Origin of the sequence: Klebsiella sp. CD33 (assembly GCF_051992865.1) — a bacterium.
Classification (GTDB): Bacteria; Pseudomonadota; Gammaproteobacteria; order Enterobacterales; family Enterobacteriaceae; genus Klebsiella; species Klebsiella pneumoniae.
This window is the reverse complement of record NZ_CP197023.1, coordinates 59,035-85,865: the sequence shown is the minus strand read 5'-3', so window position 1 is coordinate 85,865 and position 26,831 is coordinate 59,035. Positions and strand designations below refer to the sequence as shown.

Here is a 26,831-nt window from a genome sequence, read left to right as displayed (position 1 = left end):
GTCCATTCATCAAGAAGAGGTTTCGCTATGCTGATCAACGCTATTGGTACCTACTCCGCCAGCCAGCCGCTGGAATCAATGGCCATCACCCGCCGCGACCCGGGGCCGCAGGATGTACAGATCGCCATCGCTTACTGCGGCGTCTGCCACTCCGATCTCCACCAGGCGCGATCGGAATGGGCGGGAACGCTGTATCCCTGCGTGCCGGGGCATGAAATTGTGGGTCGGGTGACCGCGGTCGGCAACGCCGTCTCGCGCTACGCCGTCGGCGATCTGGTGGGCGTCGGCTGTATGGTCGATAGCTGTCAACAGTGCGAAGAGTGCGCTGAGGGGCTGGAAAACTACTGCGACCACATGGTGCTGACCTATAACGGGCCGACCCAGGACGCGCCGGGACACACGCTTGGCGGTTATTCACAGCAGATCGTGGTCAATGAACGCTACGTGCTGCGGATAACCCATCCCGAAGCGCAGCTGGCCGCCGTCGCGCCGCTGCTGTGCGCTGGGATCACGACATACTCGCCGCTGCGCCACTGGCACGTCGGGCCGGGTAAAAAAGTCGGCGTGGTCGGCATCGGCGGCCTGGGGCATATGGGGATCAAGTTGGCCCATGCCATGGGGGCCCACGTGGTGGCCTTTACCACCTCCGAATCCAAGCGTAATGCGGCCAGAGCGCTGGGCGCCGATGACGTGGTGGTGTCGCGCAACGACGACGAAATGGCGGCCCACGTCAAAAGCTTCGACTTCATCCTCAACACCGTGGCGGCGCCGCACAATCTCGATGCCTTCACCACGCTGCTGAAACGCGATGGCACCATGACGCTGGTTGGCGCCCCGGCTACGCCGCATCCGTCGCCGGAAGTGTTCAATCTGATCTTCCGCCGCCGGTCAATTGCCGGCTCGATGATCGGCGGTATTCCGGAAACTCAGGAGATGCTCGACTTCTGCGCCGAACACGGCATCGTCGCCGATATCGAACTGATCCGCGGCGATGAGATCAACGAAGCCTGGGAAAGAATGGTCAAGGGTGACGTGAAATACCGCTTCGTGATCGACAGTGCGACCCTCGCCGGCTAAGCGCCGCGACGAAAGGTACGCCGCCATTCCGTCGGGCTGACGCCAAAGCGCGCTTTAAACTGCTGGCGCCAGGTGACCGCTGAAAGATAGCCCACCGCCTCCGCCACCTGCTCGACCGGCAGATCGCCCGCCTCAAGCAGAGTCTGGCTGCGGCGCAGACGTTCGGCGGTCAGCCAGTCGGTAATGCTCATCCCGGTTGCCCGGGCGAAGTGGCGGGTCAGGGTACGGCGGCTCATCGCCACCACCCGGGCCAGCGAATCGAGACTGTGCGGCTCGGCAATATGCTGCTGCAGATAATCCAGCAGGCAGTTGATTCGCGCATCGCGGGTGTTTTTCGGCACCGGCTGGGCGATAAACTGCGCCTGGCCGCCCTCGCGGTGCGGCGAAACAATCATCCGCCGGGCGATCTGGTTGGCCGCGAGGCTGCCGAAACGCTGGCGGATGATGTAGAGGCAACAGTCCAGCGCCGCCGCGGTGCCCGCCGAAGTAATGATCCGCTGGTCGTCGACGTACAGGGCGTTGATATCCAGCTGCACCTGCGGAAACCGGCGCTGGAAATCCTGCTCGAACTCCCAGTGAGTCGCCGCTCGCCTGCCATCCAGCAGCCCGGCGTAGCCGAGGACAAACGCGCCGAGACACAGGCCGACAATCTCCGCGCCGTTATCCCGGGCCCGCACCAGGCTATCAAGCAGCGCCTGCGGCGGACGTCGATCGACCTCGCCCCAGTAAGGCACCACCACGATATCCGCCTGTTCCAGCGCGGCATAATCGCCGGTGGCGTACAGCGCAAAACCATCGCGGGCGCGCAGCAGCCCCGGCCGCTCGGCGCAAATGTGCAGATTAAAGCGTTTGATTTCCGAAACCGAATCGCCAAACAGCATGCAGGGGACGGCGTAGTGAAACGGGCTAAAGCCCTCTACAGCGACAATCGCCACGTCGGTGAGTTTCATCGTCTCTTCCCCTTACGCATGTTAATAAACGACGGTTTCTCCATCCTGCGGGATAGAAACCACATCGGCAATCTGATTATCCAGCGCATACTGGCGCATCTCTTCCCGACTCACCAGGCAGTGGTTGACCGCCTCGAGGTGGATAGCCATGATTTTCGCTTCCGGCAGGGCGAAGTGCACGTTCAGGAGATCTTCCTTGCCCATGATAATCGGGCCAAAGCCGATGACGTGGGCGTAGCCGGCGTTGAGGACCACCACGTCCGGGCGCAGCTTCAGCAGGTCGGCTGCAATATCATCGCGCCAGATAGTATCCCCCACCAGCCACAGCGTCTTCTCCTGCGGATGGCGAAACACCACGCCGCAGGCCTCGCCCAGGCGTTCAGCCATCGCCGGCACCGCGTAGGTGCGGTCGCTGCCGTGTTGGCCGGAAGTGGTTTTCTGCAGGCGCACGCCGGCAAATTCGCTGTCTGCCGACAGCAGGCGCAGATCCTGAAATCCCTGGCTGCGCAGCAGCGCGGCGTCGGCCTCATGCTGGACGAACACCGGCAGGGTTTTCGGGATCGCGGCGATCGCCGCCGCGTCCCAGTGATCGTCATGGGTGTGGGTGACGATCACCGCGTCAACGTCGACAATTTTATCGCGGGAAAACGGCAGCTCAACCAGCGGATTGCGCAATTCGCTGCGCGCGGTGCCCGGAAAACCCGGCCAGGCGCCTTTGTCCGCCAGCATCGGATCGATGAGAAATCTTTTCCCGGCGTAGTGAATAATCTGGGTCGCATTACGGATGTGGGTGATGTTCATGTTGGCATTCCTCTGGGGTCATCTGACGAACATCGTACTGAGTCCCCGCCTGGCTCAACAGGGGCGTTTGGGCAATGATCGATGAAATCGGGCCAACCTGCGGCGGTTGCCATCCGCCTCCGGCTATGTTGTTCTTAAGGCTCAATTTTTGACAGGAGTGGCAGGATGAAAAAGAAACTGACCGCCGCCGATATGCACGACCCGCAGGTCATCGCCGAGACGCCGTGGTTCAGCATGCGCAAGGTGGGTATTGATATCGCCCCCGGCGAGCGCCGCGACTTTTACGCCATTCACTATCCCCGCCCGGCGGTGGGGGTTGTGGCTATCCAGGAGGGCAAAGTGCTGCTGATTCGCCACTACCGCTACCTGATCGACAAGGTGGTGTGGGCCATTCCGTCTGGCGGCGTTGACGAAGGGGAAGATCCGGCGGCGGCCGCGCTGCGCGAGCTGCGGGAAGAGACCGGCTGGCAGGCGCAACGCGTCGAGGAGATCATTCGCTTCAACCCCTCCTACGGCAGCAGCGATCAGCTGTTTATCACCTGGCTGGCTACCGGTTTACGCTGGGTGGGGATGGATGCGGATCAGGATGAGGTAATGGAAACCGGCTGGTTTACCTTTAAGGAGATAAACCAGCTGATCGCCCGTGGCGAAATGCCGGACGGGCTGTCGCTGGTGCCGCTGCTGCAATTGATGGCGCAGCCGCGCACCGGGCAGGCTACGGCTTAAGCATTCGCCAGCGGAACCACAGCTGGGCAACCAGGATCAGCACGCCGCCGATAATTTTCTGCAGCGGCAGCTGTTCGCCGTACCACAGCGCGGCGGCAATGACCGTCAGCAGCGGTTCGAGCACCATAATGATCGCCGCGCTGGCCACCGCCGCGTACTTTTGCCCCTTCATCTGCAGACCGAAGCGCAGGCTGGTGGCGATGATTATGCTGGCCACCAGCCAGCCGAAGGTCGGCAGGGTCATCGGCTGGTCCCAGCGTTCAACGGCAGCGGAGATGGTCAACCCGACGATACCAGTGATCGCCAGCTGCACGGTGGTCAGGGGGATCAGCGGTACTTCACGCGCGCAGCGGTTGGTGTAACAGAACCAGATCGACTGCACCAGCGCCGTCAGCAAAAACCAGCCCTGGCTGGGATGGAAGGCTATCGGCATGTGCAGGCTGAGCAGGCCCAGGCCCACCACCGCGATCGGCAGGCACTCCCACCAGGCCCGCGGCGGACGCACCTTCATCATCACCCACGCGGTCAGCGGGACGAACATCATCGACAGGCTCATAATAAACGCCCCTTCGCCGAGCGACGCCGTCGTGGAGACCGAGTAGATCCACAGGCAGAGGTTGAGCGCAAACCACAGCCCGCTGATGATGAGCTTTGGCCAGTGCTGCTTTTGCGGGCGAAACCCGCGGCAGAACGGCAGCAGCAGCAGGGCGGCGAAGAAGAAGCGCAGCCCAAGGAACGCGAATACCGGCATGCCGGCGATCGCCTCGCGGGAAAAAATCCAGCCGCAGGCGGCAATCACCGTCGCGGCAATCAGCAGCAGGTCAGCCTGCCGTTGGCGTACCATACGCGCCTCTCCCTGTGTGTTGGCTTACCAGCCCGGCACCGCGCCGCCGTTGAAGATAGTCTCAGCCGCCTTCGCCACCTCCGGCGACTGGTACGACTGCATAAACTCCTTCACGTTTTCCGCGTCTTTATTGTCTTCCCGGGTCACGATGATGTTCACGTAGGGCGAGTTTTTATCTTCGATAAAGATGCCGTCACGAACCGGCGACAGCCCGGTTTGCTGCAGGTAGGTGGTGCTGATGATAGCCACGTCGACTTTGGGATCGTCGAGTACGCGCGGCAGTTGCGCCCCTTCCAGCTCCATGATCTTCAGGTTATGCGGGTTGTCGGTGATGTCCACCGCCGTCGGCAGCAGGCCGGTCCCGGCTTTGAGGGTAATCAGCTTCTCTTTTTGCAGCAGCAGTAGCGCCCGCCCGAGGTTGGTCGGATCGTTGGGGATAGCGATCGTCGCGCCGTCTTTCAGTTCGGCGACTGACTTGATCTTGCGCGAATAGCCGGCCATCGGGAAGACGAAGGTATTCCCGACCGCCACCAGATGATAGTTATGCGCTTTGTTGTCCTGCTCAAGGAAAGGCCGATGCTGGAAGACGTTGGCGTCCAGATCCCCGGCGTTGGTCGACTCGTTGGGCAGCAGTGAGCCGCTGAACCCCACCAGCTCGACCTCCAGACCGTACTTCTCTTTGGCCACCTTCTTCGCCACTTCCGCCACATCCTGCTCGGCGCCGTTAATCACACCGACCTTAATGTGCTTCGCTTCATTACCCTTTTGGTCGCAGCCGACCAGCGCCAGACCCGCCAGCATCACTGCGGCGGCGGCCCGTAAACGTAATCTCATCCTCTTCACCCTGTCTGTCCTGACTGTCATTGTTTTTTTCGTGCAAAACTATAGCGACTTTCGGGTCGGGTAATAAACAGCAAACCACGCAACTGGAAATAAAATCATCTTCGCGAAACGCGAGGCGCTAGCCCCGTCGCCACTCGCCCGGCGTCACGCCATAGCGCATTTTGAAGCGCTTCGAGAAGGACGCCAGCGACTGAAAGCCGCAGCGTTCGGCAATGACCTCGAGGTTGGTCTGACGCTCCAGGCGCAGCAGCCGGGCGGCCAGCGCCATTCGCAACTGCGACAGCCACGCCTGCGGCGTCAGGTGATAGACGCGGGCAAAATGACGGGCAAAGGTGGCCCGTGATAAAAACGCGCGGGCGGCCATACTCTCCAGCGTCCACGGTTGCTCCGGGGTCGCCATCACCGCCAGCACCGCCGGCATCAGGCGTTCATCGCTCATCAGGCGCAGCAGCCCGCCGGGCGGCTGTTGCTCGCCAAGCAGCATGCGCAGCAGGAGCACCAGCAGCGTATCGCCGAGGCTGCGCACGATAGCGCTGCCGCCGGGACGCTGCGCCAGGCTCTCGCGCACCAGTATATTAAGCAGCGCGTCCAGCTCCGGGCAGTCTTCACGCGCATCGGTATGGAGATGGATCAGCGTCGATGCTTCACTGAACAGCCAGCTGACGTGCGGACCAAAATAGAATTCGCCGCACAGTATCTCCAGCGCCCCCTCCGCCGGGCCGGCGCGCATTTCCGTCACCGTGCCGTTAAACCGGTGCGCCACCGGCAGCACCTGGCCCCACTCCACCAGGCTCTCCATCAGATGCGGCGAACCGTGCGGCAAGAGGACCACATCTCCCGCGCGCAGGTGATGGGTCTGGCCGCCGACGTTGAGCCGCCCCTCGCCGCGCAGCACCACGTGCCAGGGCACCACGCCGCTGCGCATTTGCTGGTGCCCGGCCTGCCAGCGGCCGCCGAAGCGACAGTGCAGGTTCACTTCGCAGCGCGGCGCCAGCAGCGCCAGCAGATGACTGAGACTGTCCATGCTTCTCCTGAGACGATAAGACAAAAAGGTGAGACGAAGACCGCCAGTCTAGCATGCGGCAAGCGCCTAAGATGACCCCATTGCCAACACACCCTCGATAACAACAGGAGTTAATCATGAGCCGTTTAGCAGATATCCGTGAACAAGACGCCACCGGCAAAGCCGCCGATATTTTCGCCGGGATCAAAAAAGCGATGGGCAAAGTGCCGAACGCCTACCTGACCATCGGCGGCCACTCGCCGGCGGCGCTGCAGCAGGCGCTGGCGCACAATGCGATGCTCCATAAAGGCAGCCTCAGCGCCCAACAGCTGGAGGCGATTAATCTGTCGGTCAGCGAAGCCACCGGCTGTGACTACTGCCTGGCCGCGCACACCCTGATGGCGAAAAAAGCCGGCTTCAGCAGCGAGCAGATCCATGCCCTGCGCCGCGGGGAGTATGCGGAAGAGGCGCAGCTTGATGCGCTGGTGAAATTCGCGCAGACCCTGGTGACCACCACCGGTACGCTGCCGAAAGCCGACGTCGCCGCGCTGCGCAACGCCGGTTTTAGCGACCAGCAGGTGATTGAGATTATCAGCGCCATCAGCGCCATCCTGTTCACCAACATGGTGAACCGGGTTAACGACACGGTGGTCGACTTCCCGAAAGCCGATTAATCCGTCGCGCAGCGCCGGTTTTACAGCCCCAGATCGCTGAGCCCCGGATGATCGTCCGGGCGGCGCCCCTGCGGCCAGTGGAACAGGCGCTCGCTTTCGCTAATTGGCAGATCGTTGATGCAGGCGTAGCGCGTCTGCATCAGTCCATGCTTATCAAACTCCCAGTTCTCATTGCCATACGAGCGAAACCAGTTGCCGCTGTCGTCGCACCACTCATAGGCGAAGCGCACGGCAATGCGATTCTCCTGCCATGCCCACAGCTCCTTAATCAGCCGGTATTGCTGCTCCTTGCGCCATTTTCGCTGCAGGAACTCAACAATTTGCCCCCGACCGTGGACAAATTCGCTGCGGTTGCGCCATTCGCTATCCACGGTGTAGGCCAGGGCGACTTTTTCCGCATCGCGGCTGTTCCAGCCATCTTCCGCGGCGCGGACCTTCTGGATAGCGCTGTCGCGGGTAAACGGCGGTAACGGGGGACGTTGTTCGGTCATGCTTACTCTCCTCTACGGGCTAATTGCTGCTGCAGGCGCTGATTCTCCTGCTCCAGGTCATGAATACGTTGCTGCAGGTTCTGGCTGTACTCCGCCACCTGCTGCGCGCTGTAGCGCGGCGTAATGTGCTGCGGGCAGTTCCAGTCAAACGCCTGCAAATGAAAAAGAAACAGACGTTCAATGCGGGCGCGATAGTTGGCCGGCGCCACCTGCGCCAGCAGCTGCGGGTGGTCCTCTGCCGCCAGGACCTCGACGGTGGCGTAGATTTTCAGCCTGGCACGGCGCGGATAATCCATCAAAAACAGGCAGGCCCGGTCGCTGCCGCGCAGATTGCCGGTAGTAATGTACTGGCGGTTACCACCGAAATCGGCCATCGCCAGGGTGGTGTCATCCAGCAGATGCAGAAACCCCGGCGGGCCGCCGCGATGCTGAATGTAGGGCCAGCCGCTCTGCGACACCGTCGCCAGATAAAAGCTGTCGCGGGTGGCGATCATCCCCGCTTCGCTGTCGCCGAAGCGGTCGGCCTGGCGGCGACTGCGCGGCGTTTGCCACAGCGAGTCGCTGCCCATTTCATGCTGCACATCCATCACGTCCGGGGTGATAGCGATATCAAGAAAGGTTGCTGCCATAGCGCCTCCTGTTGTCTGGCGCCATCATGGACTGTACTGTAAAGAATGATAATACGGGTAAAGTGGCAATCATCTTTCCGCAAAACGGGAGAATAATGGATCGATTAAGCGCGATGGCGCTGCTGGTGAAAGTGACCGAGCTGGGGAGCATGTCGGCGGCAGCGCGGGCGCTGAATATGCCGTTGACCACCGTCAGCCGCCATATTGGCGAACTGGAGAGCGCGCTGGGCGTACGCCTGCTGGCGCGAACCACCCGCAAACTGACGCTCACCGACGCCGGGGTCGATTATGTTGCCGCCGCGCGGCGGATCCTTGAGGAGGTGGAAAACGCCGAACGCCAGGCGACGGGCGAATATCAGGAGCCAAAAGGCGAGCTGGTGATCTCCGCGCCAACGATGTTTGGACGCCAGCACGTTCTTCCGGTAATCAGTGAATTTATAGCCCGCTACCCGCTAATTCGCGTCCGTTTGCTGCTCAGCGATCGCAATGCCGACCTGGTGAGCGACCATGTCGATCTGGCGGTGCGGATTGGCGACCTGGCGGACAGCAGCATGGTGGCCACCCGCCTCGGCACCATGCGGATTGTGGCCTGCGCCCATCCGGCGCTGCTGGCGAAATACGGCGAGCCGCAGCGGCCACGCGATCTGGCGGCGCTGCCGATCATCCGCATTGAATCGCCGATGCCCTATCGCGGCTGGCGCTTTCGCGCCGCTGAGCGCGAGGACCAGCTGATTAACCTGCCGCCGGTGCTATCCGTCACCACGCCGGAGAGCGCCGCCGATGCCGCGCGGCTGGGGGTGGGGGTGGCCCGCTTACTGCATTATCAGGCGCTGGATGGCCTGCGCCACGGGGAGCTCCGTCTGCTGCTGGAAAACGTCGAGCCGGATCCGGCGCCGGTCCATTTGCTGTATACCGCTCGGGATCTGGCGCCGCTTAAGCTGCGCAAATTTATCGATTTTGCCGCACCGGCGCTGCGTCAGGCACTGCTGCGCATCGCCGGGGCCGCTTAATGCGTCGCGGTCTTCAGCGGCGCCTCCTTTAACAGCCATGAGAGGACAAACGCCACCGCCATAATGCCGGCCGCCATCAGAAACGCCGCGTGGATCGCCGCGCCGAAGGCGTCGAGGTAGTCGAGGCGGATATCCGCGGGCAGGTGCTGGACCGCCACCGGATTCATTCCCGGCGGCAGCACCGCGCCTTCCGGCAGCAGTTGTTGCAGGTTGCTCTGCAGCACGTGCGTGAACACCGCGCCAAACAGCGCCACGCCGATGGAGCCGCCAATCGAGCGGAACAGGGTCACGCCGGAGGTGGCGACGCCGTACATCTGCGCCGGCATCGCATTCTGCACCGCCAGGACCAGCACCTGCATCACCAGCCCCAGACCCGCTCCCAGCACGCCGGTAAACAGGTACAGCTGCCACAGCGGCGAGTGAATGGTGATGCGGGTCAGCAGTACCATGCCGGTCACGCCGAGCAGGGTGCCGAGGATCGGAAACAGGCGATATTTACCGGTACGGCTGATAATCCGCCCGCTGATAATCGAGGTCAGCAGCAGGCCGCCCATCAGAGGGATCAGCTGCAGCCCGGCTTCGGTGGGCGTCGCCTCCTTCACCACCTGCAGATAGAGCGGCAGGAAGGTGACTGACCCGAACAGCGACATGCCGATGACGAAGCCGATCAGGCTGCACAGCAGGAAGCTGCGGTTGCGGAACAGCGCCAGCGGAATAATCGGCTCGGCGGCCATCCGTTCTTCGTAAATAAAGCCGATGATCCCCACGATGCCGAAGGCCAGAATGCACCACAGCTGCGGGTCATTCCACGCATGGACGCTGCCCCCTTCCGAGGTAAACAGGATGATGCACAGCAGCGCCATGCTGAGATAAATCGCCCCCAGCCAGTCAATCTGATGCTGGCTGCGTTTATTGCTGCTGCGGAATACCGCGCCGATCACCAGCAGCGCGAACAGGCCGAGCGGCAGGTTGATATAGAAGATCCAGCGCCAGGAGGCGTGCTGCACCAGAAAACCGCCGATCAGCGGGCCGATCACCGTCGCCAGGCCGAAAACGCCGCCGAACAGCCCCTGATAGCGGCCGCGGTTGGCGGGCGGGATGACGTCGGCGACCGCCGCCATGCTGATCACCATCAGGCCGCCGCCGCCGAGCCCCTGCAGGCCGCGCATCAGCACCAGTTGGGTCATATTCTGCGCCAGCCCGCAGAGCGCGGAGCCGACGAGAAACAGCCCAATCGCCACCTGCAGCACGATTTTGCGGCCGAACAGATCGCCAAATTTACCGTACAGCGGCACCGCGATGGTGGAGCTGAGGATATAGGCCGTGACCACCCAGGAAAGCTTGTCCAGCCCGCCCAGTTCGCCGACAATCGTCGGCAGCGCGGTGGAGACAATGGTCTGATCCAGCGCTGAAAGCAGCATCACCAGCAGCAATGCGCTGAACAGCAGGCGTATCGACTGCACCGGTGGGTTAGCGACTTGAGAAGTCATTACAACGCTCGCTTGAAATTAATTAAATGCATAATTAATATTTAGTGAAAGAATGAGTCGGGTCAAGAGATCGCCATATCATGACAGCACAAAAGGATCAGGATGCTCCCCGCCGCCCGGGTCGGCCGCGCGGTAAAAAACCGGGTACCGCCAACCGCGAACAGTTGATGGACATCGCCCTGACGCTGTTTGCCCGCGACGGGGCGGGCCGCGTATCGTTGAACGCCATCGCCAAAGAGGCCGGGGTGACGCCGGCGATGCTGCATTACTACTTCAGCTCGCGGGATGCGCTGGTGACTCAGCTGATTGAGGAGCGCTTTATGCCGCTGCGCAATCACATCAGCCGCATCTTTGTCGATCATCCACAGGACCCGGTACTGGCGCTGACGATGATGGTCGAGACGCTGGCGCATATGGCGGAGAAAAACGCCTGGTTCGCGCCGCTGTGGATGCAGGAGATCATCGGCGAAATGCCGATTCTGCGCCAGCATATGGATGCCCGCTTCGGCGAGGAGCGTTTTCAGGTGATGCTGGGGACGGTGCGTCGCTGGCAGCAGGAAGGCAAGATCAATCCGGCGCTGGCGCCGGAGCTGCTGTTTACCACGGTGATTAGCCTGGTGCTGGTGCCATTTTCACGCATCCACAGCGATCCGCGTTTACAGGCGGTCAACCGTCAGACCATCGTCAGCCACGCGCTGGCGTTAATGGGCCACGGCGTTGGAGGTTAAGGCGTGGTTTTGACGCTTTTGTAGTCCGGATAAGACACCATGGGTCGCCATCCGGGATTTTCCCTGCTCGCGCTACGCTTAGCAGGGCTACAGAAATAACGGCACAACCGGAAATGTCCCTGTTCGCACTATGTTTAGCAGGGCTACAACTTCTATGTTAATTCCCGGCAGATTGCGCTCCCGGTTGATCTTCTGCGTTATGTCTCTTATGCCGCAGGGAGCGCACAGGGGGCGGCCAGTCGCCGCCGCCCCCCTGTACCCCCGGGCTCCGGCCAGCACCGGCAGTTTCAGTCGCGCATGTGGTTAAATTAACAACAGGTCGCACGAACCCCAGGACGGGTAAGGCGACAGCCGCCACCCGGCAAGAATACAGGTGCCGTGCCTGATATCCTGCCCGGCGGCGCTGCGCTTGCCGGTCCTGGGTGGGGCGAAACTACGGGAGGACTGTGTAGGCCGGATAAGGCATTTATGCCGCCATCCGGCACAACCACAGGTACGGTACCTGACCGCCCGGGGATACCAGGATCGTTACAGCCCCTTCGACAAATAGTGGCGCTGCATGCCTGCGTGCGGGAAGTCGGGCAGCGACATCTGCAGCTGATAGCCTAATTTCTGATAAAACGGCAGCGCCTGGAAGCTAAAGGTATCCACCAGCAGATGGCTGCAGCCTTGCGCCTGCGCCTGCTGTTCCGCCTCCTGCATCAGTTCGCTCCCCAGCCCGCGCCCGCGCGTCGTCTCGCTAACCCACAGATACTCAATGCACAGCCAGTTGCCCTTGCGTTTGGCAATCAGCCCGCCCTGCATTACCCCTTGCGCATCGCGCGAGTAAATCCCCAGATCGCCAAACTGCGCCGCATCGAGATACTGCTGATTATACTGCCGCAGACCGGAAAATAATTCTTGTTGATCGTTGGGATTAATGCTTTTTGTAATGATTAGTGTCATTAACTATCTCCAGTATCGCGCTGCCGAATGGTTATTTTCCCTCTCCACTTTCACAAAATATTCTTATTTTCTCCATGATTATTTGCCTTAATTTTTTGCGTTCTAAAAGTAAGCAAAAAAACCTTTCCATTATCGCGACGGATCGTATAATGGGGAAAAATGAGAATGATCATTCTCACCACAAAACCAGAGGAGATGCGCTTTTCACCTCCTGAAGACCGAAGAGGTTGGCTTCAGCGGAGACACAATAACAATCACGTTCAGGAACATCTGTGTTCCTTTTTTGTCATTTTCGCTCACCCGAAAATGCCTCAGCGCCCAACCTATTCCCTCGTTTTTAAATAAACGGGGCGGACGTCTTATATCTTGAGAAAATATAATGAAATACATCATAGCTCCCATCGCGACAGCATTATTTCTCCTTAGCGGATGCGATAATGCGCAGACATCTGCTCCGCAGCAACCCACGCCGGAAGTGGGCGTGGTCACCCTGCAAAGCCAGCCGGTGCCGGTAGTCAGCCAGCTCACCGGCCGCACCACCGCCTCGCTCAGCGCCGAAGTTCGCCCGCAGGTGGGCGGCATCATCCAGAAACGCCTGTTTACCGAAGGCGATATGGTGAAGGCCGGGCAGGCCCTTTACCAGATCGATCCCTCCAGCTATCGCGCGACCTGGAACGAAGCGGCGGCGGCGCTGAAACAGGCCCAGGCGCTGGTGGTCTCCGATTGCCAGAAGGCCCAGCGCTACGCGTCGCTGGTCAGGGATAACGGCGTTTCCCGCCAGGATGCTGACGACGCCGCCTCCACCTGCGCCCAGGACAAGGCCAGCGTGGAATCGAAGAAAGCGGCGCTGGAGAGCGCGCGCATTAACCTGAACTGGACCACCGTCACCGCGCCGATTGCCGGGCGCATCGGCATCTCGTCGGTTACGCCGGGGGCGCTGGTCTCCGCCGATCAGGATACCGCGCTGGCGACGATCCGCGGGCTCGACACCATGTATGTTGATCTGACGCGATCCAGCGTCGATCTCCTGCGTTTACGCAAGCAAAGCCTGGCCAGCAACAGCGACACCCTCAGCGTGACGTTAACCCTGGAAGATGGCAGTACCTATCCCGAAAAAGGGCGTCTGGCGCTCACCGAAGTCGCCGTCGATGAATCTACCGGCTCGGTAACCCTGCGCGCTATCTTCCCCAACCCGCAGCACGTCCTGCTGCCGGGGATGTTCGTCCGCGCGCGCATCGATGAAGGCATCATGAACGACGCGATCCTCGCCCCGCAGCAGGGGATCACCCGCGATGCCAAAGGCGACGCCACGGCGCTGGTGGTCGATGCCGCCAACAAAGTTGAGCAGCGTACCGTGGAAACCGGCGACACCTACGGCGATAAATGGCTGGTGCTGAGCGGCCTGAAAGCGGGCGACAAGCTGATTGTCGAAGGCACCGGTAAAGTGGCCCCCGGACAGACAGTGAAGGCCGTCGCCGTCAACAATAACGGAGGCAACGCCTGATGTTCTCCCGTTTCTTCGTGCGTCGCCCGGTCTTTGCCTGGGTGATCGCCATTCTGATTATGCTCGCCGGGGTGCTGGCGATCCGCACCCTGCCGGTAGGCCAGTACCCGGACGTCGCCCCGCCGGCGGTGAAAATCTCCGCCACCTATACCGGGGCGTCCGCCGAAACCCTGGAGAACAGCGTCACCCAGGTCATCGAGCAGCAGCTCACCGGCCTCGACCATCTGCTCTACTTCAGCTCCACCAGCAGCTCCGACGGCTCGGTCAGCATCACCGTCACCTTTGAGCAGGGGACCGATCCGGACACCGCCCAGGTGCAGGTGCAAAACAAAGTGCAGCAGGCGGAATCGCGGCTGCCGAGCGAAGTCCAGCAGTCCGGCGTAACGGTGGAAAAATCGCAGAGCAGCTTTCTGCTGATCCTTGCGGTGTATGACAAAACCAACCGCGCCACCAGCTCCGATATCTCCGACTGGCTGGTCAGCAATATGCAGGACCCGCTGGCGCGCGTGGAGGGCGTCGGCAGCCTGCAGGTATTCGGCGCCGAATACGCGATGCGCGTCTGGATGGACCCGACCAAACTCGCCTCCTACTCGCTGATGCCTTCCGACGTCCAGTCGGCGATTGAGGCGCAGAACGTGCAGGTCTCCGCCGGTAAAATCGGCGCCCTGCCGTCGTCCAATGCCCAGCAATTAACCGCCACCGTGCGCGCGCAGTCCCGGCTGCAAACCCCTGACCAGTTCAAAGCGATCATCGTGAAAAGCCAGGCCGATGGCTCGGTAGTACGCCTGAGCGATGTCGCGCGGGTGGAGATGGGTAGCGAGGATTACACCGCCACCGCCAATCTGAACGGCCACCCGGCCGCCGGGATCGCGGTGATGATGGCCCCCGGCGCCAACGCGCTGGACACCGCGACCCTGGTGAAAAGCAAAATCGCCGAATTCCAGCGTCAGATGCCGCAGGGTTACGATATTGCCTATCCGAAGGACAGCACCGAGTTCATCAAAATCTCGGTCGAGGACGTGATTCAGACCCTGTTCGAAGCGATTATCCTCGTCGTCTGCGTGATGTATCTGTTCCTGCAGAACTTCCGCGCGACGCTCATTCCGGCGGTGGCGGTGCCGGTGGTGCTGCTTGGCACCTTCGGCGTGCTGGCCCTGTTCGGCTACTCGATTAACACCCTGACGCTGTTCGCCATGGTGCTGGCGATCGGCCTGCTGGTGGATGACGCCATCGTGGTGGTGGAGAACGTGGAGCGCATTATGCGCGACGAAGGGCTCCCCGCTCGCGAAGCCACCGAAAAATCGATGGGCGAAATCTCCGGCGCGCTGGTGGCGATTGCCCTGGTGCTGTCGGCGGTGTTCCTGCCGATGGCCTTCTTCGGCGGTTCGACCGGGGTCATCTATCGCCAGTTCTCGGTAACCATTATCTCGGCGATGATGCTGTCGGTGGTGGTAGCGCTGACCCTCACCCCGGCGCTGTGCGGCGCGCTGCTCAGCCACTCCAAACCGCACACCAAAGGGTTCTTCGGCGCCTTTAACCGCCTGTGGGGACGCACGGAGGCGGGCTACCAGCGCCGGGTGCTCGGCGGCCTGCGCCGGGGCGCAGTGATGATGGGCGCTTACGCGCTGATTTGTGGGGCGATGGCGCTGGCGATGTGGAAGCTGCCGGGCAGCTTCCTGCCGGTGGAGGACCAGGGGGAGATCATGGTCCAGTACACCCTGCCCGCCGGGGCGACGGCGGTGCGTACCGCCGAGGTGCGCCGCCAGGTCACCGACTGGTTCCTCACCAAAGAGAAAGCCAATACCGATGTCATTTTCACCGTCGACGGCTTCAGCTTTAGCGGCAGCGGGCAGAACGCCGGGATGGCCTTCGTGTCGCTGAAAAACTGGTCGCAACGCAAAGGGGACGACAACACCGCCCAGGCCATCGCCCTGCGCGCCACCAAAGAGCTGGGGACGATCCGCGACGCCACCCTCTTCGCCATGACCCCGCCGTCGGTAGACGGTCTCGGGCAGAGCAACGGCTTCACCTTCGAACTGATGGCCAGCGGCGGTACTGACCGTGACAGCCTGATGAAGCTGCGCAGCCAGCTGCTGGCGGCGGCCAACCAGAGCAGCGAACTGCAGTCGGTGCGCGCTAACGACCTGCCGCAGATGCCGCAGCTGCAGGTGGATATCGACAGCAACAAAGCCGTCTCGCTGGGGCTGTCGCTGAGCGACGTGACCGATACGCTCTCCAGCGCCTGGGGCGGTACCTACGTGAATGACTTTATCGATCGCGGCCGGGTGAAGAAGGTCTATATCCAGGGCGAAAGCGACGCGCGCGCGGTGCCGTCGGACCTTGGCAAATGGTTCGTTCGCGGCAGCGATAACAGCATGACGCCGTTCTCCGCCTTCGCCACCACCCACTGGCAATACGGCCCGGAAAGCCTGGTGCGCTACAACGGCTCCGCCGCCTTTGAGATCCAGGGCGAAAACGCCGCCGGCTTCAGCTCCGGCGCGGCGATGGACAAGATGGAAAAGCTGGCCGACAGCCTGCCGGCGGGCTCCACCTGGGCGTGGAGCGGCATTTCGCTGCAGGAAAAGCTGGCCAGCGGCCAGGCGATGAGCCTGTACGCCATCTCGATTCTGGTGGTGTTCCTGTGCCTGGCGGCGCTGTATGAGAGCTGGTCGGTGCCGTTCTCGGTGATCATGGTCATCCCGCTCGGCCTGCTTGGCGCGGCGCTGGCGGCGACGCTGCGCGGCTTAAGCAACGACGTCTACTTCCAGGTGGCGCTGCTGACCACCATCGGCCTGTCGTCGAAAAACGCCATCCTGATCGTGGAGTTCGCTGAATCCGCCGTGGATGAGGGGTATTCGCTCTCCCGGGCGGCGATCCGCGCCGCGCAGACTCGCCTGCGCCCGATTGTCATGACCTCGCTGGCGTTTATCGCCGGGGTGCTGCCGCTGGCCATCGCCACCGGCGCCGGAGCCAACAGCCGCGTGGCGATCGGCACCGGGATTATCGGCGGCACCCTGACGGCCACCCTGCTGGCGGTGTTCTTCGTACCGCTGTTCTTCGTGCTGGTGAAGCGTCTCTTCACCCGCCAACGTCCTTCTCAGGAGTAAGGTATGTTTCGTTTAAGTTTTATGTTTATCGCGCTCCTGACCGCGGGCTGCGTCTCGCTTGACCCGCATTATGATCGCCCGGCCGCGCCGGTGCCGGCCACCCTGCCCGGGGCGCACGGCGAATCGACGGCGGTGGTCGGCGACTGGCAGAAAGTGGTCAATGACGCCCGGCTGAAAAAAGTGGTCAGCATCGCGCTGAACAGCAACCGCGATGTGCAAAAGGCGCTGGCCGATATCGAGGCCGCGCGCGCCCAGTATGGCGAAACGCGGGCATCGCTGTTTCCCACCGTTGATGCCGAACTGAGCCACACCCGCAGCAAAACGGTGGCCAGCGGCCTGAGTTCCGCTTCGCAGGCCGACGGCGCGGTCTCCAGCTTCGAACTGGACTTGTTCGGCAAGAACCAGAGCCTGTCGCGCGCGGCGCGCGAAACCTGGCTTGCCAGCGAATTCACCGCGCAGAATACCCGGCTGACGATGATTGCCGATTTGACCACCGCCTGGGTGACGCTGGCGACGGATAACAGCAATCTGGCGCTGGCGCAGCAGACGATGGACAGCGCGGCAAACTCGCGCAACATCGTCGCCCGCCAGATGGCGGTTGGCACCGCCTCCGCGGGTGATTTAAGCTCGGCGGAAAGCGTCTATCAGCAGGCGCGCGCCAGCGTCGCCAGCTATCGCACGCTGGTGGCGCAGGATAAAAACGCCATTAACCTGCTGGCGGGGGAAACCGTGCCGGAGAGCCTGCTGCCCGGCACTCTCGAGAGTCTCGGGGATAACAGCATCGCGCTGGTGCCGGCGGGCGTGTCGTCGTCGGTGCTGCTGCGTCGGCCGGACATTCAGGAAGCGGAGCACAATCTGAAGAGCGCCAATGCCGATATCGGCGCGGCGCGGGCGAACTTCTTCCCGTCGATTTCCCTGACCGCCAGCGCCGGGGTCGGCAGCGACTCGCTGTCGTCGCTGTTCAGCCACGGGATGCAGGTGTGGTCGTTCGCCCCCTCCATCAGCCTGCCGCTGTTCACCGGCGGCAGCAACCTGGCCCAGCTGCGCTATGCGGAAGCGGAGAAAAAGGGGCTGATCGCCACCTACGAGAAATCGATTCAGAGCGCGTTTAAGGACGTTGCCGATGCGCTGGCGCGCCGGGAAACGCTGAGCGAAGAGCTTGATGCTCAGCGGCAGTATGTCGCCGCCGAGCAGACATCGCTGGATATCGCCATGAAGAGCTATCAGGCCGGGGTCGGCGATTATCTGTCGGTGCTCACCGCTCAGCGCACGCTGTGGTCGGCGAAAACGACGCTGCTGTCCCTGCAGCAGACCGACCTCAATAACCGGATCACCCTCTGGCAGTCGCTGGGCGGCGGCGCCAGTTAAACTTACCCGCCGGGCGACCGAGCCCGGCCTCTACAAGGAATCGTTATGGCACGTGTTTCCCTCTCCTGGGCGCTGATCCTCGGCCTGCTGTCGGGTATCGGCCCGCTGTGCACGGATTTTTATCTACCGGCGCTGCCGGAGATCACTCAGCAGCTGCAGGCCACCAGCACCCAGACCCAGCTGTCGCTGACCGCCGCGCTGATTGGTCTCGGCCTGGGTCAGCTGTTTTTCGGCCCGCTGAGCGACCGCATTGGCCGCCTGAAACCGCTGGCGCTGTCGCTGCTGCTGTTTATCTTCTCTTCGGCGATGTGCGCCCTGACCCGCGATATCAACATGCTGATTGTCTGGCGCTTTTTACAAGGCTTTGCCGGCGCCGGCGGCTCGGTGCTGTCGCGATCCATCGCCCGCGATAAATACCAGGGCACCCTGCTGACCCAGTTTTTCGCCCTGCTGATGACCGTGAACGGCATTGCGCCGGTGCTGTCCCCGGTGCTGGGCGGCTACGTTATCACCGCCTTCGACTGGCGAATTCTCTTCTGGACGATGGCCGCCATTGGCGGCGTGCTGCTGGTGATGAGCCTGGCGATCCTGCGGGAAACGCGCCCGGCCACAGCGGCGCATGCCAGCCGCCAACGGCCCGGCCAGCCGGTGCTGAAAAATCGCCGCTTTCTGCGCTTCTGCCTGATCCAGGCCTTTATGATGGCCGGGCTGTTCTCCTACATCGGCTCTTCTTCCTTCGTGATGCAGAGCGAATACGGCATGAGCGCCATGCAGTTCAGTCTGCTGTTCGGTCTGAATGGTATCGGGCTGATCATCGCCGCGATGATCTTTTCCCGTCTGGCGCGCCGCTTTAGCGCCGAAAGCCTGCTGCGCGGCGGCCTGACGCTGGCCGTGAGCTGTGCGGCGATCATGCTGCTGTTTGCCTGGCTGCATCTGCCGGTGCTGGCGCTGGTCGGCCTGTTCTTTACCGTGTCGCTGATGAGCGGCATCAGCACCGTCGCCGGCGCGGAGGCGATGAGCGCCGTCGACGCCGCGCAGTCCGGGACCGCGTCCGCGCTGATGGGCACCCTGATGTTTGTCTTCGGCGGCATCGCCGCGCCGCTGGCGGGTCTCGGCGGCGAAACGATGCTGAAAATGAGCCTCGCGATGGCCATCTGCTACCTGCTGGCGCTGCTGCTGGGCCTCAGCAAACCGCGCGACGCACGCTAATCTCCTGCTGCGGTAATAAAATATTCCAGATTTATTACCGCACTATTTCCCGCCATATCTACCATTCTCGTATTATTCTCCACGTACTAATCGTGATACTCTTCACAGGAAAGGAATAAATAATTCCTTATACTGCGCGCCACTGAGAATAACGAGGTTTCTATGAGTATCGACCTGAGCAAACTGCTGACCGAGCGACGTAACGCCAACAGCGCCAACATTGACACCCTCTCCACCCTCGAGATGTTGACGGTGATAAACCAGGAAGACCAGCAGGTAGCCCAGGCGATAACGCCCTATCTGCCGCAGATTGCCGAGGTGGTGGATAAGGTCGCGGCGGCGCTGCAGGCCGGTGGCCGCTTGATTTACATTGGCGCGGGTACCTCAGGGCGTCTGGGGATCCTCGATGCCAGTGAATGCCCACCGACCTTCGGCACCCGCCCGGAGCAGGTGGTGGGGATCATCGCCGGCGGACATAAAGCGATTCTCAGCGCCGTGGAAAACGTGGAAGACAACAAAGCGCAGGGGGCGATGGATCTGCAGAACCTGAACTTCAGCAACCGCGATGTGCTGGTGGGGCTGGCGGCCAGCGGACGCACGCCGTACGTCATTGGCGCCATGGAATACGCCCATAGTCAGAATGCCTTTGTCGCCATCGTCAGCTGTAACCCGCATGGCGAAATGGCCCAGCTGGCGGACGTGGCGATCACCCCGGTGGTCGGCCCGGAAGTGGTCACTGGCTCTACCCGCCTGAAAGCCGGCACCGCGCAGAAGCTGGTGCTGAACATGATCTCCACCGGGGCGATGATCCGCGTCGGCAAGGTGTACAGCAACCTGATGGTCGACGTCGAAGCGACCAACGCCAAGCTGATTGAGCGCCAGGTCTCTATCGTGATGGAGGCCACCGACTGCGATCGCGCCACCGCCCAGAAGGCGCTGGAGGCCTGCGGCCGCCACTGTAAAACGGCGATCGTGATGGTGCTGGCGGACTTAAGCGCCGCAGAGGCGCAGTCGCTGCTGGCGAAAAACAACGGCTATATCCGCAAGGCGCTCAGCAACACCTGAGCGCCGACAGACAGGTAACGGGCAATGGCAAAAATAACGAAAGAGATGATAGCGCGGATCCTCGTCCACGTGGGCGGCGCCGCAAACGTCGCGCAGGCGGGCAACTGCATGACGCGCCTGCGCTTGACCCTGCGCGATGAAAGTCTGGCCGACAGCGCCGCCATCCGCCAGATTGACGGCGTGATGGGGGTGATCGTCAGCGACGAGCAGTTCCAGGTGGTGCTCGGCCCCGGCAAGGCGCAAACCGCCGCCGAAATGATGAACGGCCTGCTGGAGGCGGCGCCCGCCGCCGTGCCGACGCTGGCCGACGTCGCGGCGGAGAAAAAGCAGGCGCTGAAGGGCAAGCAGACCAGCGCGGTGCAGAAGTTTCTCGCCAAATTCGCCACCATCTTTACGCCGCTGATCCCCGGCTTTATTGCCGTCGGGCTGCTGCTGGGCTTCGCCACCCTGGCGGAACAGGTTTTCGTACTGGAGAACGCCCATCCGAACGCCAGCCTGGTGGCGCTGATTGGCTATATGAAGGTCTTCAGCAAAGGGATGTTCACCTTTCTGAGTATCCTGATTGGCTATAACGCGCAGAAGGCGTTCGGCGGCTCCGGCGTGAACGGCGCGATTATCGCCTCGCTGTTCGTGCTGGGCTACAACCCGGAGGCAACCAGCGGCTTCTACGCCGGCATTTCCACCTTCTTCGGCCATGGCATCGATCCGCGCGGCAATATCATCGGCGTACTGATCGCCGCTATCCTTGGCGCGTGGGTTGAACGCCAGGTGCGGCGGGTGATGCCGGCCAACCTCGATATGATCCTCACTTCGGCGGTGACGCTGCTGATCATGGGCGCGGTGACCTTTACGGTGATCATGCCGATTGGCGGCTGGTTGTTTACCGGCATGTCGTGGCTGTTCCTGCATCTTAACGGCAACCCGTTTGGCTCGGCGGTGCTGGCCGGCCTGTTCCTGCTGGCGGTGATGTTCGGCGTCCATCAGGGGTTTGTCCCGGTCTATTTTGCGCTGGTGGACGCCCAGGGCTTTAACTCGCTGTTCCCGATCCTGGCGATGGCCGGGGCCGGGCAGGTGGGGGCGGCGCTGGCGCTGTTCTGGCGGGCGAAGCGCGATTCGCTGCTGCGAACCCAGATTAAAGGGGCGATTATTCCGGGCTTCCTCGGGATTGGCGAGCCGCTGATCTACGGCGTCACCCTGCCGCGGATGAAGCCGTTTGTCACCGCCTGCCTCGGCGGCGCCTGCGGCGGGTTCTTCGTCGGACTGATCGCCTGGCTGGGGCTGCCGGTCGGCCTGAACACGGTGTTCGGTCCGTCCGGTCTGGTGGCGCTGCCGCTGATGACCTCCGGCAGCGGAATTTACGCCGGGATGGCGGTCTACGCCGGCGGGCTGGCGGTCTCCTACCTGTGCGGTTTTGTCCTCACCTGGCTGTTCGGCAGTAAAAATGTCGATTTAAGCTAGAACGCGACTATCGGTTAATGCCCGGCGGCGGCTTCGCCTTACCGGGCCTGCAAAATAGTTACGCCGCCGCGCCCGACTACCATTTCCTGCCCCGCCGCCCGGGCGCGCGCATGCTATGATTCCCCTTTGTCATATTTCGCTTGAGGAAAAGATGGGCTCCAGCAAAAAAGGGATGCTGAACGTACTGATTGCCGCCGTGCTGTGGGGCAGTTCCGGGGTGTGTGCGCAATTTATTATGCAGGAAAGCCAGATGTCGTCGCCGTTTCTGACCATGACGCGTCTGCTGTTCGCCGGGCTGATCCTGCTGATGCTCGGCTTTGTTCACGGCGACCGCATTTTCCGCGTGCTGCAAAACCGCCGCGACGCCCTAAGCCTGCTGTTTTTCTCGCTGTTTGGCGCGCTAACCGTGCAGTTCACCTTTCTGATGACCATTGAAAAGTCCAATGCCGCCACGGCCACGGTGCTGCAGTTTCTGTCGCCGACGATCATCGTCGCCTGGTTCGCCCTCGCCCGAAAAGCGCGTCCCACTCCGCTGGTGCTGGGGGCTATCTGCACCTCGCTGGCGGGCACCTTTCTGCTGGTGACCCACGGCAACCCAACGACGCTGTCGATTTCGCCGGCGGCGCTGTTCTGGGGGATCGCCTCGGCGTTTGCCGCCGCCTTTTATACCACCTATCCTTCAACGCTGATTGCCCGCTACGGGACGCTGCCCATCGTCGGCTGGAGCATGCTGTTCGGCGGCGCGATGTTATTGCCGTTTTACGGCGGCCAGGGCACCGATTTTGTGGTTAACGGCAGCCTGCTGTTAGCTTTTTTCTACCTGGTGGTGATCGGTACTTCGCTGACCTTCAGCCTCTATCTCAACGGCGCGCAGAAGATTGGCGGCGCAAAGGCCGGGATCCTCAGTTGCGCCGAACCGCTGAGCAGCGCCCTGCTGTCGCTCCTGCTGCTGGGGATCACCTTCACGCTGCCGGACTGGCTGGGCACTCTGCTGATCCTCGCGTCGGTGGTGCTGATCGCCATCGACTCGCGGCGGCGGGTGAGAGCCGCCTGAGCAGGCGAGAAAAAGCGCATTTTCAATAAGTTAAACTGACCACTATTTGCGTGTTTTCGCGCCTGCGCATATAGTTGACGGAAGCGATTACGGAAGGAGAAGCCTGATGAAAGCATGTTGGATGGTATGCCTGGTCACCGCCCTGAGCGCCACGTCGGCGTGGGCCGAATCACCGCTGCAAAGCCTGCAGTTCGAGCAGCAAAAACAGCAGGTGCTCAAAGCGGTGAAGGAAAAATGCGCGCCAGCAAGCCACCTCAGCGACAACGATTTTGCCAATAAAGTGCTGGCGACCGACGGTAACAAGAACGCGGTCCGCGAAGCAACGCTGGCGAAGGAGCGCAATAACCAGAAAAGCTACCAGGCCGCAATCGACAAAATCGTCTGTCCGGCCAAATAGCGGTTATTTCAGCCTCGCGACCAGCGTTTTCCAGTCAAACGGCGTAAGCTGCCTGTAGCTCAGGCTACGGGCGGCCATCTGCTCCGGCAGCTGGCGCTGGCTTTTCGCGATCGCCTCGCTCATTATCCCGGCGCTCCCCACGTCACGCAGGGTTTTCACCACCTCTTCCATCTCTTCGCTGCGCCGAATGCCATGTTCCGCCACCCGGCTGATCAGATAGTCGGGGAACGCGCCTGTCCAGCCCAGAGAGGGGAAACTATGATGCAAGGAGCTAAGCACCTCCTCCTCAACGCCGTATTCACGAGCCGCGAACAGGCATTCTGTGGTAAGCGCTTCAAGACCTTTGATCATCACGCTACGGCACATTTTTATCGCCGACACCTGGCCCACCGTACTGGCGCCATAGCGGGCATTCAGCCCCAGCCCCTGCAGACGCGGCGCGATCGCCTCCGCCTGCGGCCCGCCGATCAATAACGGTGTCTGCAATCGGGCCGGCGGTACCGGCGCCATCACCGCGACATCGATGTAGGCGCCCGGCAGAAAATGTTCAGCCGCCTGCCGTTTCGTCTCCGGCGCCACGGAGTTGAGATCGAGGAAATATTGTCCCGGCTGCAGCAGCGCGGCCGCCTGCTGCGCCACCTTTAGCGCCTCACCGGCGGTCACAGTAGAAAAAACCAGCGTGGCCCCCTCCAGCGCCTGCGCCAGCGAATTTCCCACCTGAACGCGCGAATCACGGGCTTTTTTGCCCATCGCCTCTCGCTCCGGGCCATTGAGCTTGCAATCCCAAATGGTCACCGCATGCTCACGGGCCAGATCCGCCGCCAGAATGCCACCCGCCTCGCCAAAACCAATAAACGCGATTGTCATCATCACTCCTCACGCGGCCAGACGCGGGCCGGAATAAAAACCTCGCCAGCAAACAGCAGTCGCGCCGTGCGTAACAGGCCGCAGCCAGCCAGGGCGCCGTCAGCATCAAGCTGAAGCGTCACGCTAAATTCGCCTGTCGGATGCTCGACGCTGAGCAGCGGCGTATCGCCTGGCGCTACCTGCGCCAGGCCCTGCGCGACAGAGCCGGGGAGCAGACAAGCGCTGGCCACGCTCACCGCGCCAAATACGCCGATCGACGCGTGGCAGCGGTGGGGGATAAAGGTGCGGCTGCTGATGGCGCCGCCGTGTCGCGGCTCGGCGATCAGGGTCATCTTGGGCACCGTGCGCTGGCTGACGTCGCCAAGCTGCATCAGCGGCCCGGCCTGCAGGCGAATCGACTCCAGGCGACGTTTAAGCGCGTCGTCATTATCCAGCTGTTCGCGCGTCTCATAGCCGGTGCAACCGAGGTCGCAAGCGCGCAGCAGGATCACCGGCATTCCGTTATCGATGCAGGTCACCTCAATGCCGTCGAAACGATCACGAACCCGGCCGGTCGGCAGCAGGGCCCCGCAGCTGGAGCCGGCGACATCAAGAAAATGGAGCAGGATCGGGCTGGCGCTGCCCGGCACGCCATCGATACGACTCTCGCCGACGTAGTCGACCCCGTCGGCATCGCAGGGGATCTCTGCCACCGCCAGTTGCCCCGTGTTCTCCATAAAAATACGCACCCGAGTGAGCGGCGCATCGTGGCGAACCAGACCGCGCTCGATGGCGAAAGGGCCAACGGCGGCGAGAATATTGCCGCAGTTTTGGCCATAATCCACGGTAGCCGCCGCCACGTTCACCTGGGCAAACAGATAGTCCACATCGGCGTCAGGCCGTGCGGAGCGGCGGATAATCGCCACTTTGCTGGTCAGCGGATCGGCGCCGCCGATCCCGTCAATTTGCCGGGGATCAGGCGAGCCCATCACCGCCAGCAGCACCGCATCACGTCGCACCGGATCGGCAGGCAGATCGTCGGCCAGAAAACAGGCCGCTTTAGAGGTGCCGCCGCGCATCCATAGACAGGGGATTCCGCGTTGCGCCATTTATTCCTCCACCTCATCTGCGCGGTCGTAATACCGCAGGCCCTTTTCCGCCAGACGCGGACGCATAGCGTAAATATCCAGCCCCAGCTCGCCATTGCGCATCCGCTCACGTTTCGCAAGCTCATTGCTCATGCGGGCTTCCGCTTTATGGAGCACATCACGGACCCGGGCGTGAGGCAGCACCACGACGCCATCGTCGTCGGCCACCACGACATCGCCCGGCTGTACAAGCTGACCTGCGCATATCACCGGGACGTTAACCGAACCGAGGCTCTCTTTCACCGTCCCCTGGGCATAAACCTGGCGGGACCAGACGGCGAATCCCATTTCCCGCAACGTTTGCGAATCACGAATGCCGATATCGCCCACCAGCCCGACCACGCCGCGCGATTGTAGTGACGTCGCCAGTAGATCGCCGAAGAAGCCATCGCCGCACGGCGAGGTCGGGGCCACCACCAGAATATCGCCGGCGCGGCACTGCTCGACCGCCACATGAAACATCCAGTTGTCGCCAGGCGTCACCAGCACGGTTACCGCGTTGCCCGCCCGGCTGACGCCCTGCTGAATCGGACGGATTGCCGGCCCCATCAGCCCCTGACGATCCCAGGCTTCATGGAGCGTCGCCATCCCGGCCGCCTCACAGCGGCGCAAAACCGCCTCGTCATGGCGCGGCAGGTGGCGGATCACAAGGCCTTTTTTATTTAACAGGTTCATGCCAGGTTCTCCGTTACGCGGGGGAAGATGCTCTGGAAGGCTTCGCCGTGAACGATATCGCGCGCGGCCGTGATGCCGATATTGCGCTTGGCCTGCACCCCGCGCTGCAGCGCCACGCGGGTGTAGTATTCCCACAGATGCTCCTGACCCTGCATGCACTGAATGGCCTGATACTTTTTCTCCCAGACGGCGGTGATGTCCAGCAACACATCGGGTTTCCAGTTGCACTGCTCCGGCTGGTGCGGTTCGAAACAGTAAACCGGGGGAGCAGCGACAATTTTCTCACCGGGGCGATAGCCTTCTGCCTGGGCGATAATCCGTGCTTCCTGCGCCAGATGGGAGGCCAGCGGATGATCGTAGTTATAGGGATCGTGCAGGGAGTGCGTCAGGACAAAGTGGGGCTGGATACGGCGATACACATCCGCCAGACGAAATAGCGTCTCTTTATCGGCGCGCAGCGGATAATCGCCGATATCAAAGAATTCGACGCTGGCGCCCAGGATCGCGGCGGCGGCCTGCGCCTCTTCGCGACGCACCTGCTTCACCGCCTCCTCGGCCATGTTGCCTTTACGCCACAGTTTGGCGGACTCGCCGCGCTCGCCAAAGGATAAACAGACCACATGGACCTGATAGCCCTGCAGGGCATGCAGCGCTATCGCACCGCCCGCGCGCCAGACGAAATCGGCCGAGTGGGCGCTGACGACAAGGGCACTTTTTTCGCTAACCGGATGAGACATGATGGCTTCCTCTGTTGTTTTTTTCAGCTTGTCATGTCCCGTCGTGGGGAGG

The 26,831-nt window shown here is 62.0% G+C and carries 28 protein-coding genes; 14 read left to right on the top strand and 14 right to left on the bottom strand.

The features are described from left to right. The first annotated feature begins 27 nt into the window (after positions 1-27). A complete protein-coding gene (locus ACR809_RS00435; protein ID WP_004901462.1) occupies positions 28-1,077 on the top strand; it encodes an NAD(P)-dependent alcohol dehydrogenase in 1,050 nt (349 codons plus the stop codon). Here the strand turns inward: ACR809_RS00435 and ACR809_RS00430 are convergent. After that, complete coding sequence (locus ACR809_RS00430) at positions 1,074-2,027, bottom strand: GlxA family transcriptional regulator (RefSeq protein ID WP_004145010.1); 954 nt, start codon at positions 2,025-2,027, stop codon at positions 1,074-1,076. The genes ACR809_RS00435 and ACR809_RS00430 overlap by 4 nt on opposite strands. 21 nt (positions 2,028-2,048) lie before the next feature. Further along, on the bottom strand, positions 2,049-2,828 hold the full coding sequence (locus tag ACR809_RS00425; protein WP_004901469.1) for an MBL fold metallo-hydrolase: 780 nt from the start codon (positions 2,826-2,828) through the stop codon (positions 2,049-2,051). A gap of 165 nt (positions 2,829-2,993) precedes the next feature. Between ACR809_RS00425 and ACR809_RS00420 the strand changes: the two genes are divergently transcribed. Then, positions 2,994-3,554, top strand: a complete 561-nt coding sequence (locus tag ACR809_RS00420; RefSeq protein WP_102098113.1) for an NUDIX domain-containing protein — start codon at positions 2,994-2,996, stop codon at positions 3,552-3,554. Here ACR809_RS00420 and ACR809_RS00415 read toward each other — a convergent pair. The 3 genes from ACR809_RS00415 to ACR809_RS00405 all read right to left on the bottom strand — a co-directional run bounded on the left by ACR809_RS00415 (position 3,544) and on the right by ACR809_RS00405 (position 6,265). Then, complete coding sequence (locus ACR809_RS00415; RefSeq protein WP_122051020.1) at positions 3,544-4,398, bottom strand: DMT family transporter; 855 nt, start codon at positions 4,396-4,398, stop codon at positions 3,544-3,546. The two genes, ACR809_RS00420 and ACR809_RS00415, sit on opposite strands and share 11 nt — an antisense overlap. Before the next feature lie 24 nt (positions 4,399-4,422). Beyond that, complete coding sequence (nlpA, locus tag ACR809_RS00410) at positions 4,423-5,232, bottom strand: lipoprotein NlpA (protein ID WP_004212461.1); 810 nt, start codon at positions 5,230-5,232, stop codon at positions 4,423-4,425. Positions 5,233-5,359: 127 nt separating this feature from the next. Continuing rightward, complete coding sequence (locus ACR809_RS00405; protein WP_102098869.1) at positions 5,360-6,265, bottom strand: AraC family transcriptional regulator; 906 nt, start codon at positions 6,263-6,265, stop codon at positions 5,360-5,362. Between the two features lie 116 nt (positions 6,266-6,381). On the opposite strand from ACR809_RS00405, the gene ACR809_RS00400 reads away from it, so the two are divergent. Continuing rightward, entirely contained in the window at positions 6,382-6,918 is a 537-nt protein-coding gene (locus ACR809_RS00400) for a carboxymuconolactone decarboxylase family protein (protein ID WP_057222622.1), read from the top strand. A gap of 20 nt (positions 6,919-6,938) precedes the next feature. On the opposite strand, the gene ACR809_RS00395 is transcribed toward ACR809_RS00400, so the two are convergent. Together ACR809_RS00395 and ACR809_RS00390 are read right to left on the bottom strand one after the other, a co-directional pair. Further along, positions 6,939-7,409, bottom strand: a complete 471-nt coding sequence (locus ACR809_RS00395) for a nuclear transport factor 2 family protein (protein ID WP_002923016.1) — start codon at positions 7,407-7,409, stop codon at positions 6,939-6,941. 2 nt (positions 7,410-7,411) lie between these two features. Continuing rightward, a complete protein-coding gene (locus ACR809_RS00390) occupies positions 7,412-8,038 on the bottom strand; it encodes a pyridoxamine 5'-phosphate oxidase family protein (RefSeq protein ID WP_002923018.1) in 627 nt (208 codons plus the stop codon). Positions 8,039-8,133: 95 nt separating this feature from the next. On the opposite strand from ACR809_RS00390, the gene ACR809_RS00385 reads away from it, so the two are divergent. Then, the gene (locus ACR809_RS00385) at positions 8,134-9,048 is read left to right on the top strand and encodes a LysR family transcriptional regulator (protein WP_002923020.1); all 915 of its coding nucleotides are present in this window, start codon (positions 8,134-8,136) and stop codon (positions 9,046-9,048) included. Here ACR809_RS00385 and ACR809_RS00380 read toward each other — a convergent pair. Then, the gene (locus tag ACR809_RS00380; protein WP_048266068.1) at positions 9,045-10,538 is read right to left on the bottom strand and encodes an MDR family MFS transporter; all 1,494 of its coding nucleotides are present in this window, start codon (positions 10,536-10,538) and stop codon (positions 9,045-9,047) included. The two genes, ACR809_RS00385 and ACR809_RS00380, sit on opposite strands and share 4 nt — an antisense overlap. Before the next feature lie 80 nt (positions 10,539-10,618). Between ACR809_RS00380 and ACR809_RS00375 the strand changes: the two genes are divergently transcribed. Continuing rightward, entirely contained in the window at positions 10,619-11,266 is a 648-nt protein-coding gene (locus ACR809_RS00375; protein ID WP_004181564.1) for a TetR/AcrR family transcriptional regulator, read from the top strand. Positions 11,267-11,794: 528 nt separating this feature from the next. Here the strand turns inward: ACR809_RS00375 and ACR809_RS00370 are convergent. Beyond that, on the bottom strand, positions 11,795-12,211 hold the full coding sequence (locus tag ACR809_RS00370; protein ID WP_102098215.1) for a GNAT family N-acetyltransferase: 417 nt from the start codon (positions 12,209-12,211) through the stop codon (positions 11,795-11,797). Between ACR809_RS00370 and ACR809_RS00365 the strand changes: the two genes are divergently transcribed. After that, the gene (locus tag ACR809_RS00365; protein ID WP_014343452.1) at positions 12,186-12,302 is read left to right on the top strand and encodes a hypothetical protein; all 117 of its coding nucleotides are present in this window, start codon (positions 12,186-12,188) and stop codon (positions 12,300-12,302) included. The two genes, ACR809_RS00370 and ACR809_RS00365, sit on opposite strands and share 26 nt — an antisense overlap. Here ACR809_RS00365 and ACR809_RS00360 read toward each other — a convergent pair. After that, entirely contained in the window at positions 12,262-12,384 is a 123-nt protein-coding gene (locus ACR809_RS00360; RefSeq protein ID WP_004150240.1) for a hypothetical protein, read from the bottom strand. The two genes, ACR809_RS00365 and ACR809_RS00360, sit on opposite strands and share 41 nt — an antisense overlap. A gap of 206 nt (positions 12,385-12,590) precedes the next feature. On the opposite strand from ACR809_RS00360, the gene eefA reads away from it, so the two are divergent. From eefA to ACR809_RS00320, 8 genes are all read left to right on the top strand, one after another. Next, entirely contained in the window at positions 12,591-13,715 is a 1,125-nt protein-coding gene (gene eefA, locus ACR809_RS00355; RefSeq protein WP_004150241.1) for a multidrug efflux RND transporter periplasmic adaptor subunit EefA, read from the top strand. Beyond that, a complete protein-coding gene (gene eefB, locus ACR809_RS00350; RefSeq protein ID WP_004186226.1) occupies positions 13,715-16,822 on the top strand; it encodes a multidrug efflux RND transporter permease subunit EefB in 3,108 nt (1,035 codons plus the stop codon). The genes eefA and eefB overlap by 1 nt, the downstream gene beginning before the upstream one ends. A 3-nt stretch (positions 16,823-16,825) precedes the next feature. Beyond that, positions 16,826-18,190 carry a multidrug efflux RND transporter outer membrane subunit EefC gene (gene eefC, locus ACR809_RS00345; protein WP_004186228.1) on the top strand — a complete coding sequence of 455 codons (1,365 nt, stop codon included), beginning with the start codon at positions 16,826-16,828 and terminating at the stop codon, positions 18,188-18,190. A 45-nt stretch (positions 18,191-18,235) separates the two neighbouring features. After that, complete coding sequence (locus tag ACR809_RS00340; RefSeq protein WP_002923107.1) at positions 18,236-19,399, top strand: multidrug effflux MFS transporter; 1,164 nt, start codon at positions 18,236-18,238, stop codon at positions 19,397-19,399. 162 nt (positions 19,400-19,561) lie between these two features. Next, the gene (murQ, locus tag ACR809_RS00335) at positions 19,562-20,464 is read left to right on the top strand and encodes an N-acetylmuramic acid 6-phosphate etherase (protein ID WP_002923109.1); all 903 of its coding nucleotides are present in this window, start codon (positions 19,562-19,564) and stop codon (positions 20,462-20,464) included. A 24-nt stretch (positions 20,465-20,488) separates the two neighbouring features. After that, entirely contained in the window at positions 20,489-21,922 is a 1,434-nt protein-coding gene (gene murP, locus ACR809_RS00330) for a PTS N-acetylmuramic acid transporter subunit IIBC (protein ID WP_102097956.1), read from the top strand. Between the two features lie 151 nt (positions 21,923-22,073). Then, positions 22,074-22,976, top strand: coding sequence for a DMT family transporter (locus tag ACR809_RS00325; RefSeq protein WP_002923118.1), 903 nt, complete (start codon positions 22,074-22,076; stop codon positions 22,974-22,976). A 106-nt stretch (positions 22,977-23,082) separates the two neighbouring features. Further along, the gene (locus ACR809_RS00320) at positions 23,083-23,373 is read left to right on the top strand and encodes a YicS family protein (protein ID WP_002923120.1); all 291 of its coding nucleotides are present in this window, start codon (positions 23,083-23,085) and stop codon (positions 23,371-23,373) included. A 3-nt stretch (positions 23,374-23,376) separates the two neighbouring features. Here the strand turns inward: ACR809_RS00320 and ACR809_RS00315 are convergent, their stop codons facing one another. From ACR809_RS00315 to galB, 4 genes are read right to left on the bottom strand one after another with little or no spacing between them, the layout of a single operon-like run. Further along, positions 23,377-24,240 carry an NAD(P)-dependent oxidoreductase gene (locus ACR809_RS00315; RefSeq protein ID WP_004901505.1) on the bottom strand — a complete coding sequence of 288 codons (864 nt, stop codon included), beginning with the start codon at positions 24,238-24,240 and terminating at the stop codon, positions 23,377-23,379. 2 nt (positions 24,241-24,242) lie between these two features. Beyond that, the gene (locus ACR809_RS00310) at positions 24,243-25,328 is read right to left on the bottom strand and encodes a 4-oxalomesaconate tautomerase (RefSeq protein ID WP_057222626.1); all 1,086 of its coding nucleotides are present in this window, start codon (positions 25,326-25,328) and stop codon (positions 24,243-24,245) included. Beyond that, a complete protein-coding gene (locus ACR809_RS00305) occupies positions 25,329-26,042 on the bottom strand; it encodes a 4-carboxy-4-hydroxy-2-oxoadipate aldolase/oxaloacetate decarboxylase (protein WP_102098743.1) in 714 nt (237 codons plus the stop codon). It abuts the gene before it with no gap. Then, positions 26,039-26,779 (bottom strand): 4-oxalmesaconate hydratase, encoded by a 741-nt coding sequence (gene galB / locus ACR809_RS00300; RefSeq protein ID WP_102098744.1) that lies wholly within the window; start codon positions 26,777-26,779, stop codon positions 26,039-26,041. Before galB ends, ACR809_RS00305 begins: the two co-directional genes overlap by 4 nt. Positions 26,780-26,831: the final 52 nt, after the last annotated feature.

Coding starts and splice junctions, on each gene's coding strand:
- eefB (WP_004186226.1), top strand. CDS start 13,715: ATGTTCTCCCGTTTCTTCGTGCGTCGCCCGGTCTTTGCCTGGGTGATC.
- nlpA (WP_004212461.1), bottom strand. CDS start 5,232: ATGAGATTACGTTTACGGGCCGCCGCCGCAGTGATGCTGGCGGGTCTG.
- ACR809_RS00405 (WP_102098869.1), bottom strand. CDS start 6,265: ATGGACAGTCTCAGTCATCTGCTGGCGCTGCTGGCGCCGCGCTGCGAA.
- eefA (WP_004150241.1), top strand. CDS start 12,591: ATGAAATACATCATAGCTCCCATCGCGACAGCATTATTTCTCCTTAGC.
- ACR809_RS00435 (WP_004901462.1), top strand. CDS start 28: ATGCTGATCAACGCTATTGGTACCTACTCCGCCAGCCAGCCGCTGGAA.
- murQ (WP_002923109.1), top strand. CDS start 19,562: ATGAGTATCGACCTGAGCAAACTGCTGACCGAGCGACGTAACGCCAAC.
- ACR809_RS00395 (WP_002923016.1), bottom strand. CDS start 7,409: ATGACCGAACAACGTCCCCCGTTACCGCCGTTTACCCGCGACAGCGCT.
- ACR809_RS00415 (WP_122051020.1), bottom strand. CDS start 4,398: ATGGTACGCCAACGGCAGGCTGACCTGCTGCTGATTGCCGCGACGGTG.
- ACR809_RS00430 (WP_004145010.1), bottom strand. CDS start 2,027: ATGAAACTCACCGACGTGGCGATTGTCGCTGTAGAGGGCTTTAGCCCG.
- eefC (WP_004186228.1), top strand. CDS start 16,826: ATGTTTCGTTTAAGTTTTATGTTTATCGCGCTCCTGACCGCGGGCTGC.
- ACR809_RS00400 (WP_057222622.1), top strand. CDS start 6,382: ATGAGCCGTTTAGCAGATATCCGTGAACAAGACGCCACCGGCAAAGCC.
- murP (WP_102097956.1), top strand. CDS start 20,489: ATGGCAAAAATAACGAAAGAGATGATAGCGCGGATCCTCGTCCACGTG.
- ACR809_RS00390 (WP_002923018.1), bottom strand. CDS start 8,038: ATGGCAGCAACCTTTCTTGATATCGCTATCACCCCGGACGTGATGGAT.
- ACR809_RS00325 (WP_002923118.1), top strand. CDS start 22,074: ATGGGCTCCAGCAAAAAAGGGATGCTGAACGTACTGATTGCCGCCGTG.
- ACR809_RS00385 (WP_002923020.1), top strand. CDS start 8,134: ATGGATCGATTAAGCGCGATGGCGCTGCTGGTGAAAGTGACCGAGCTG.
- ACR809_RS00340 (WP_002923107.1), top strand. CDS start 18,236: ATGGCACGTGTTTCCCTCTCCTGGGCGCTGATCCTCGGCCTGCTGTCG.
- ACR809_RS00425 (WP_004901469.1), bottom strand. CDS start 2,828: ATGAACATCACCCACATCCGTAATGCGACCCAGATTATTCACTACGCC.
- ACR809_RS00365 (WP_014343452.1), top strand. CDS start 12,186: ATGCTTTTTGTAATGATTAGTGTCATTAACTATCTCCAGTATCGCGCT.
- ACR809_RS00380 (WP_048266068.1), bottom strand. CDS start 10,538: ATGACTTCTCAAGTCGCTAACCCACCGGTGCAGTCGATACGCCTGCTG.
- ACR809_RS00320 (WP_002923120.1), top strand. CDS start 23,083: ATGAAAGCATGTTGGATGGTATGCCTGGTCACCGCCCTGAGCGCCACG.
- ACR809_RS00310 (WP_057222626.1), bottom strand. CDS start 25,328: ATGGCGCAACGCGGAATCCCCTGTCTATGGATGCGCGGCGGCACCTCT.
- galB (WP_102098744.1), bottom strand. CDS start 26,779: ATGTCTCATCCGGTTAGCGAAAAAAGTGCCCTTGTCGTCAGCGCCCAC.
- ACR809_RS00315 (WP_004901505.1), bottom strand. CDS start 24,240: ATGACAATCGCGTTTATTGGTTTTGGCGAGGCGGGTGGCATTCTGGCG.
- ACR809_RS00305 (WP_102098743.1), bottom strand. CDS start 26,042: ATGAACCTGTTAAATAAAAAAGGCCTTGTGATCCGCCACCTGCCGCGC.
- ACR809_RS00420 (WP_102098113.1), top strand. CDS start 2,994: ATGAAAAAGAAACTGACCGCCGCCGATATGCACGACCCGCAGGTCATC.
- ACR809_RS00360 (WP_004150240.1), bottom strand. CDS start 12,384: ATGATCATTCTCATTTTTCCCCATTATACGATCCGTCGCGATAATGGA.
- ACR809_RS00370 (WP_102098215.1), bottom strand. CDS start 12,211: ATGACACTAATCATTACAAAAAGCATTAATCCCAACGATCAACAAGAA.
- ACR809_RS00375 (WP_004181564.1), top strand. CDS start 10,619: ATGACAGCACAAAAGGATCAGGATGCTCCCCGCCGCCCGGGTCGGCCG.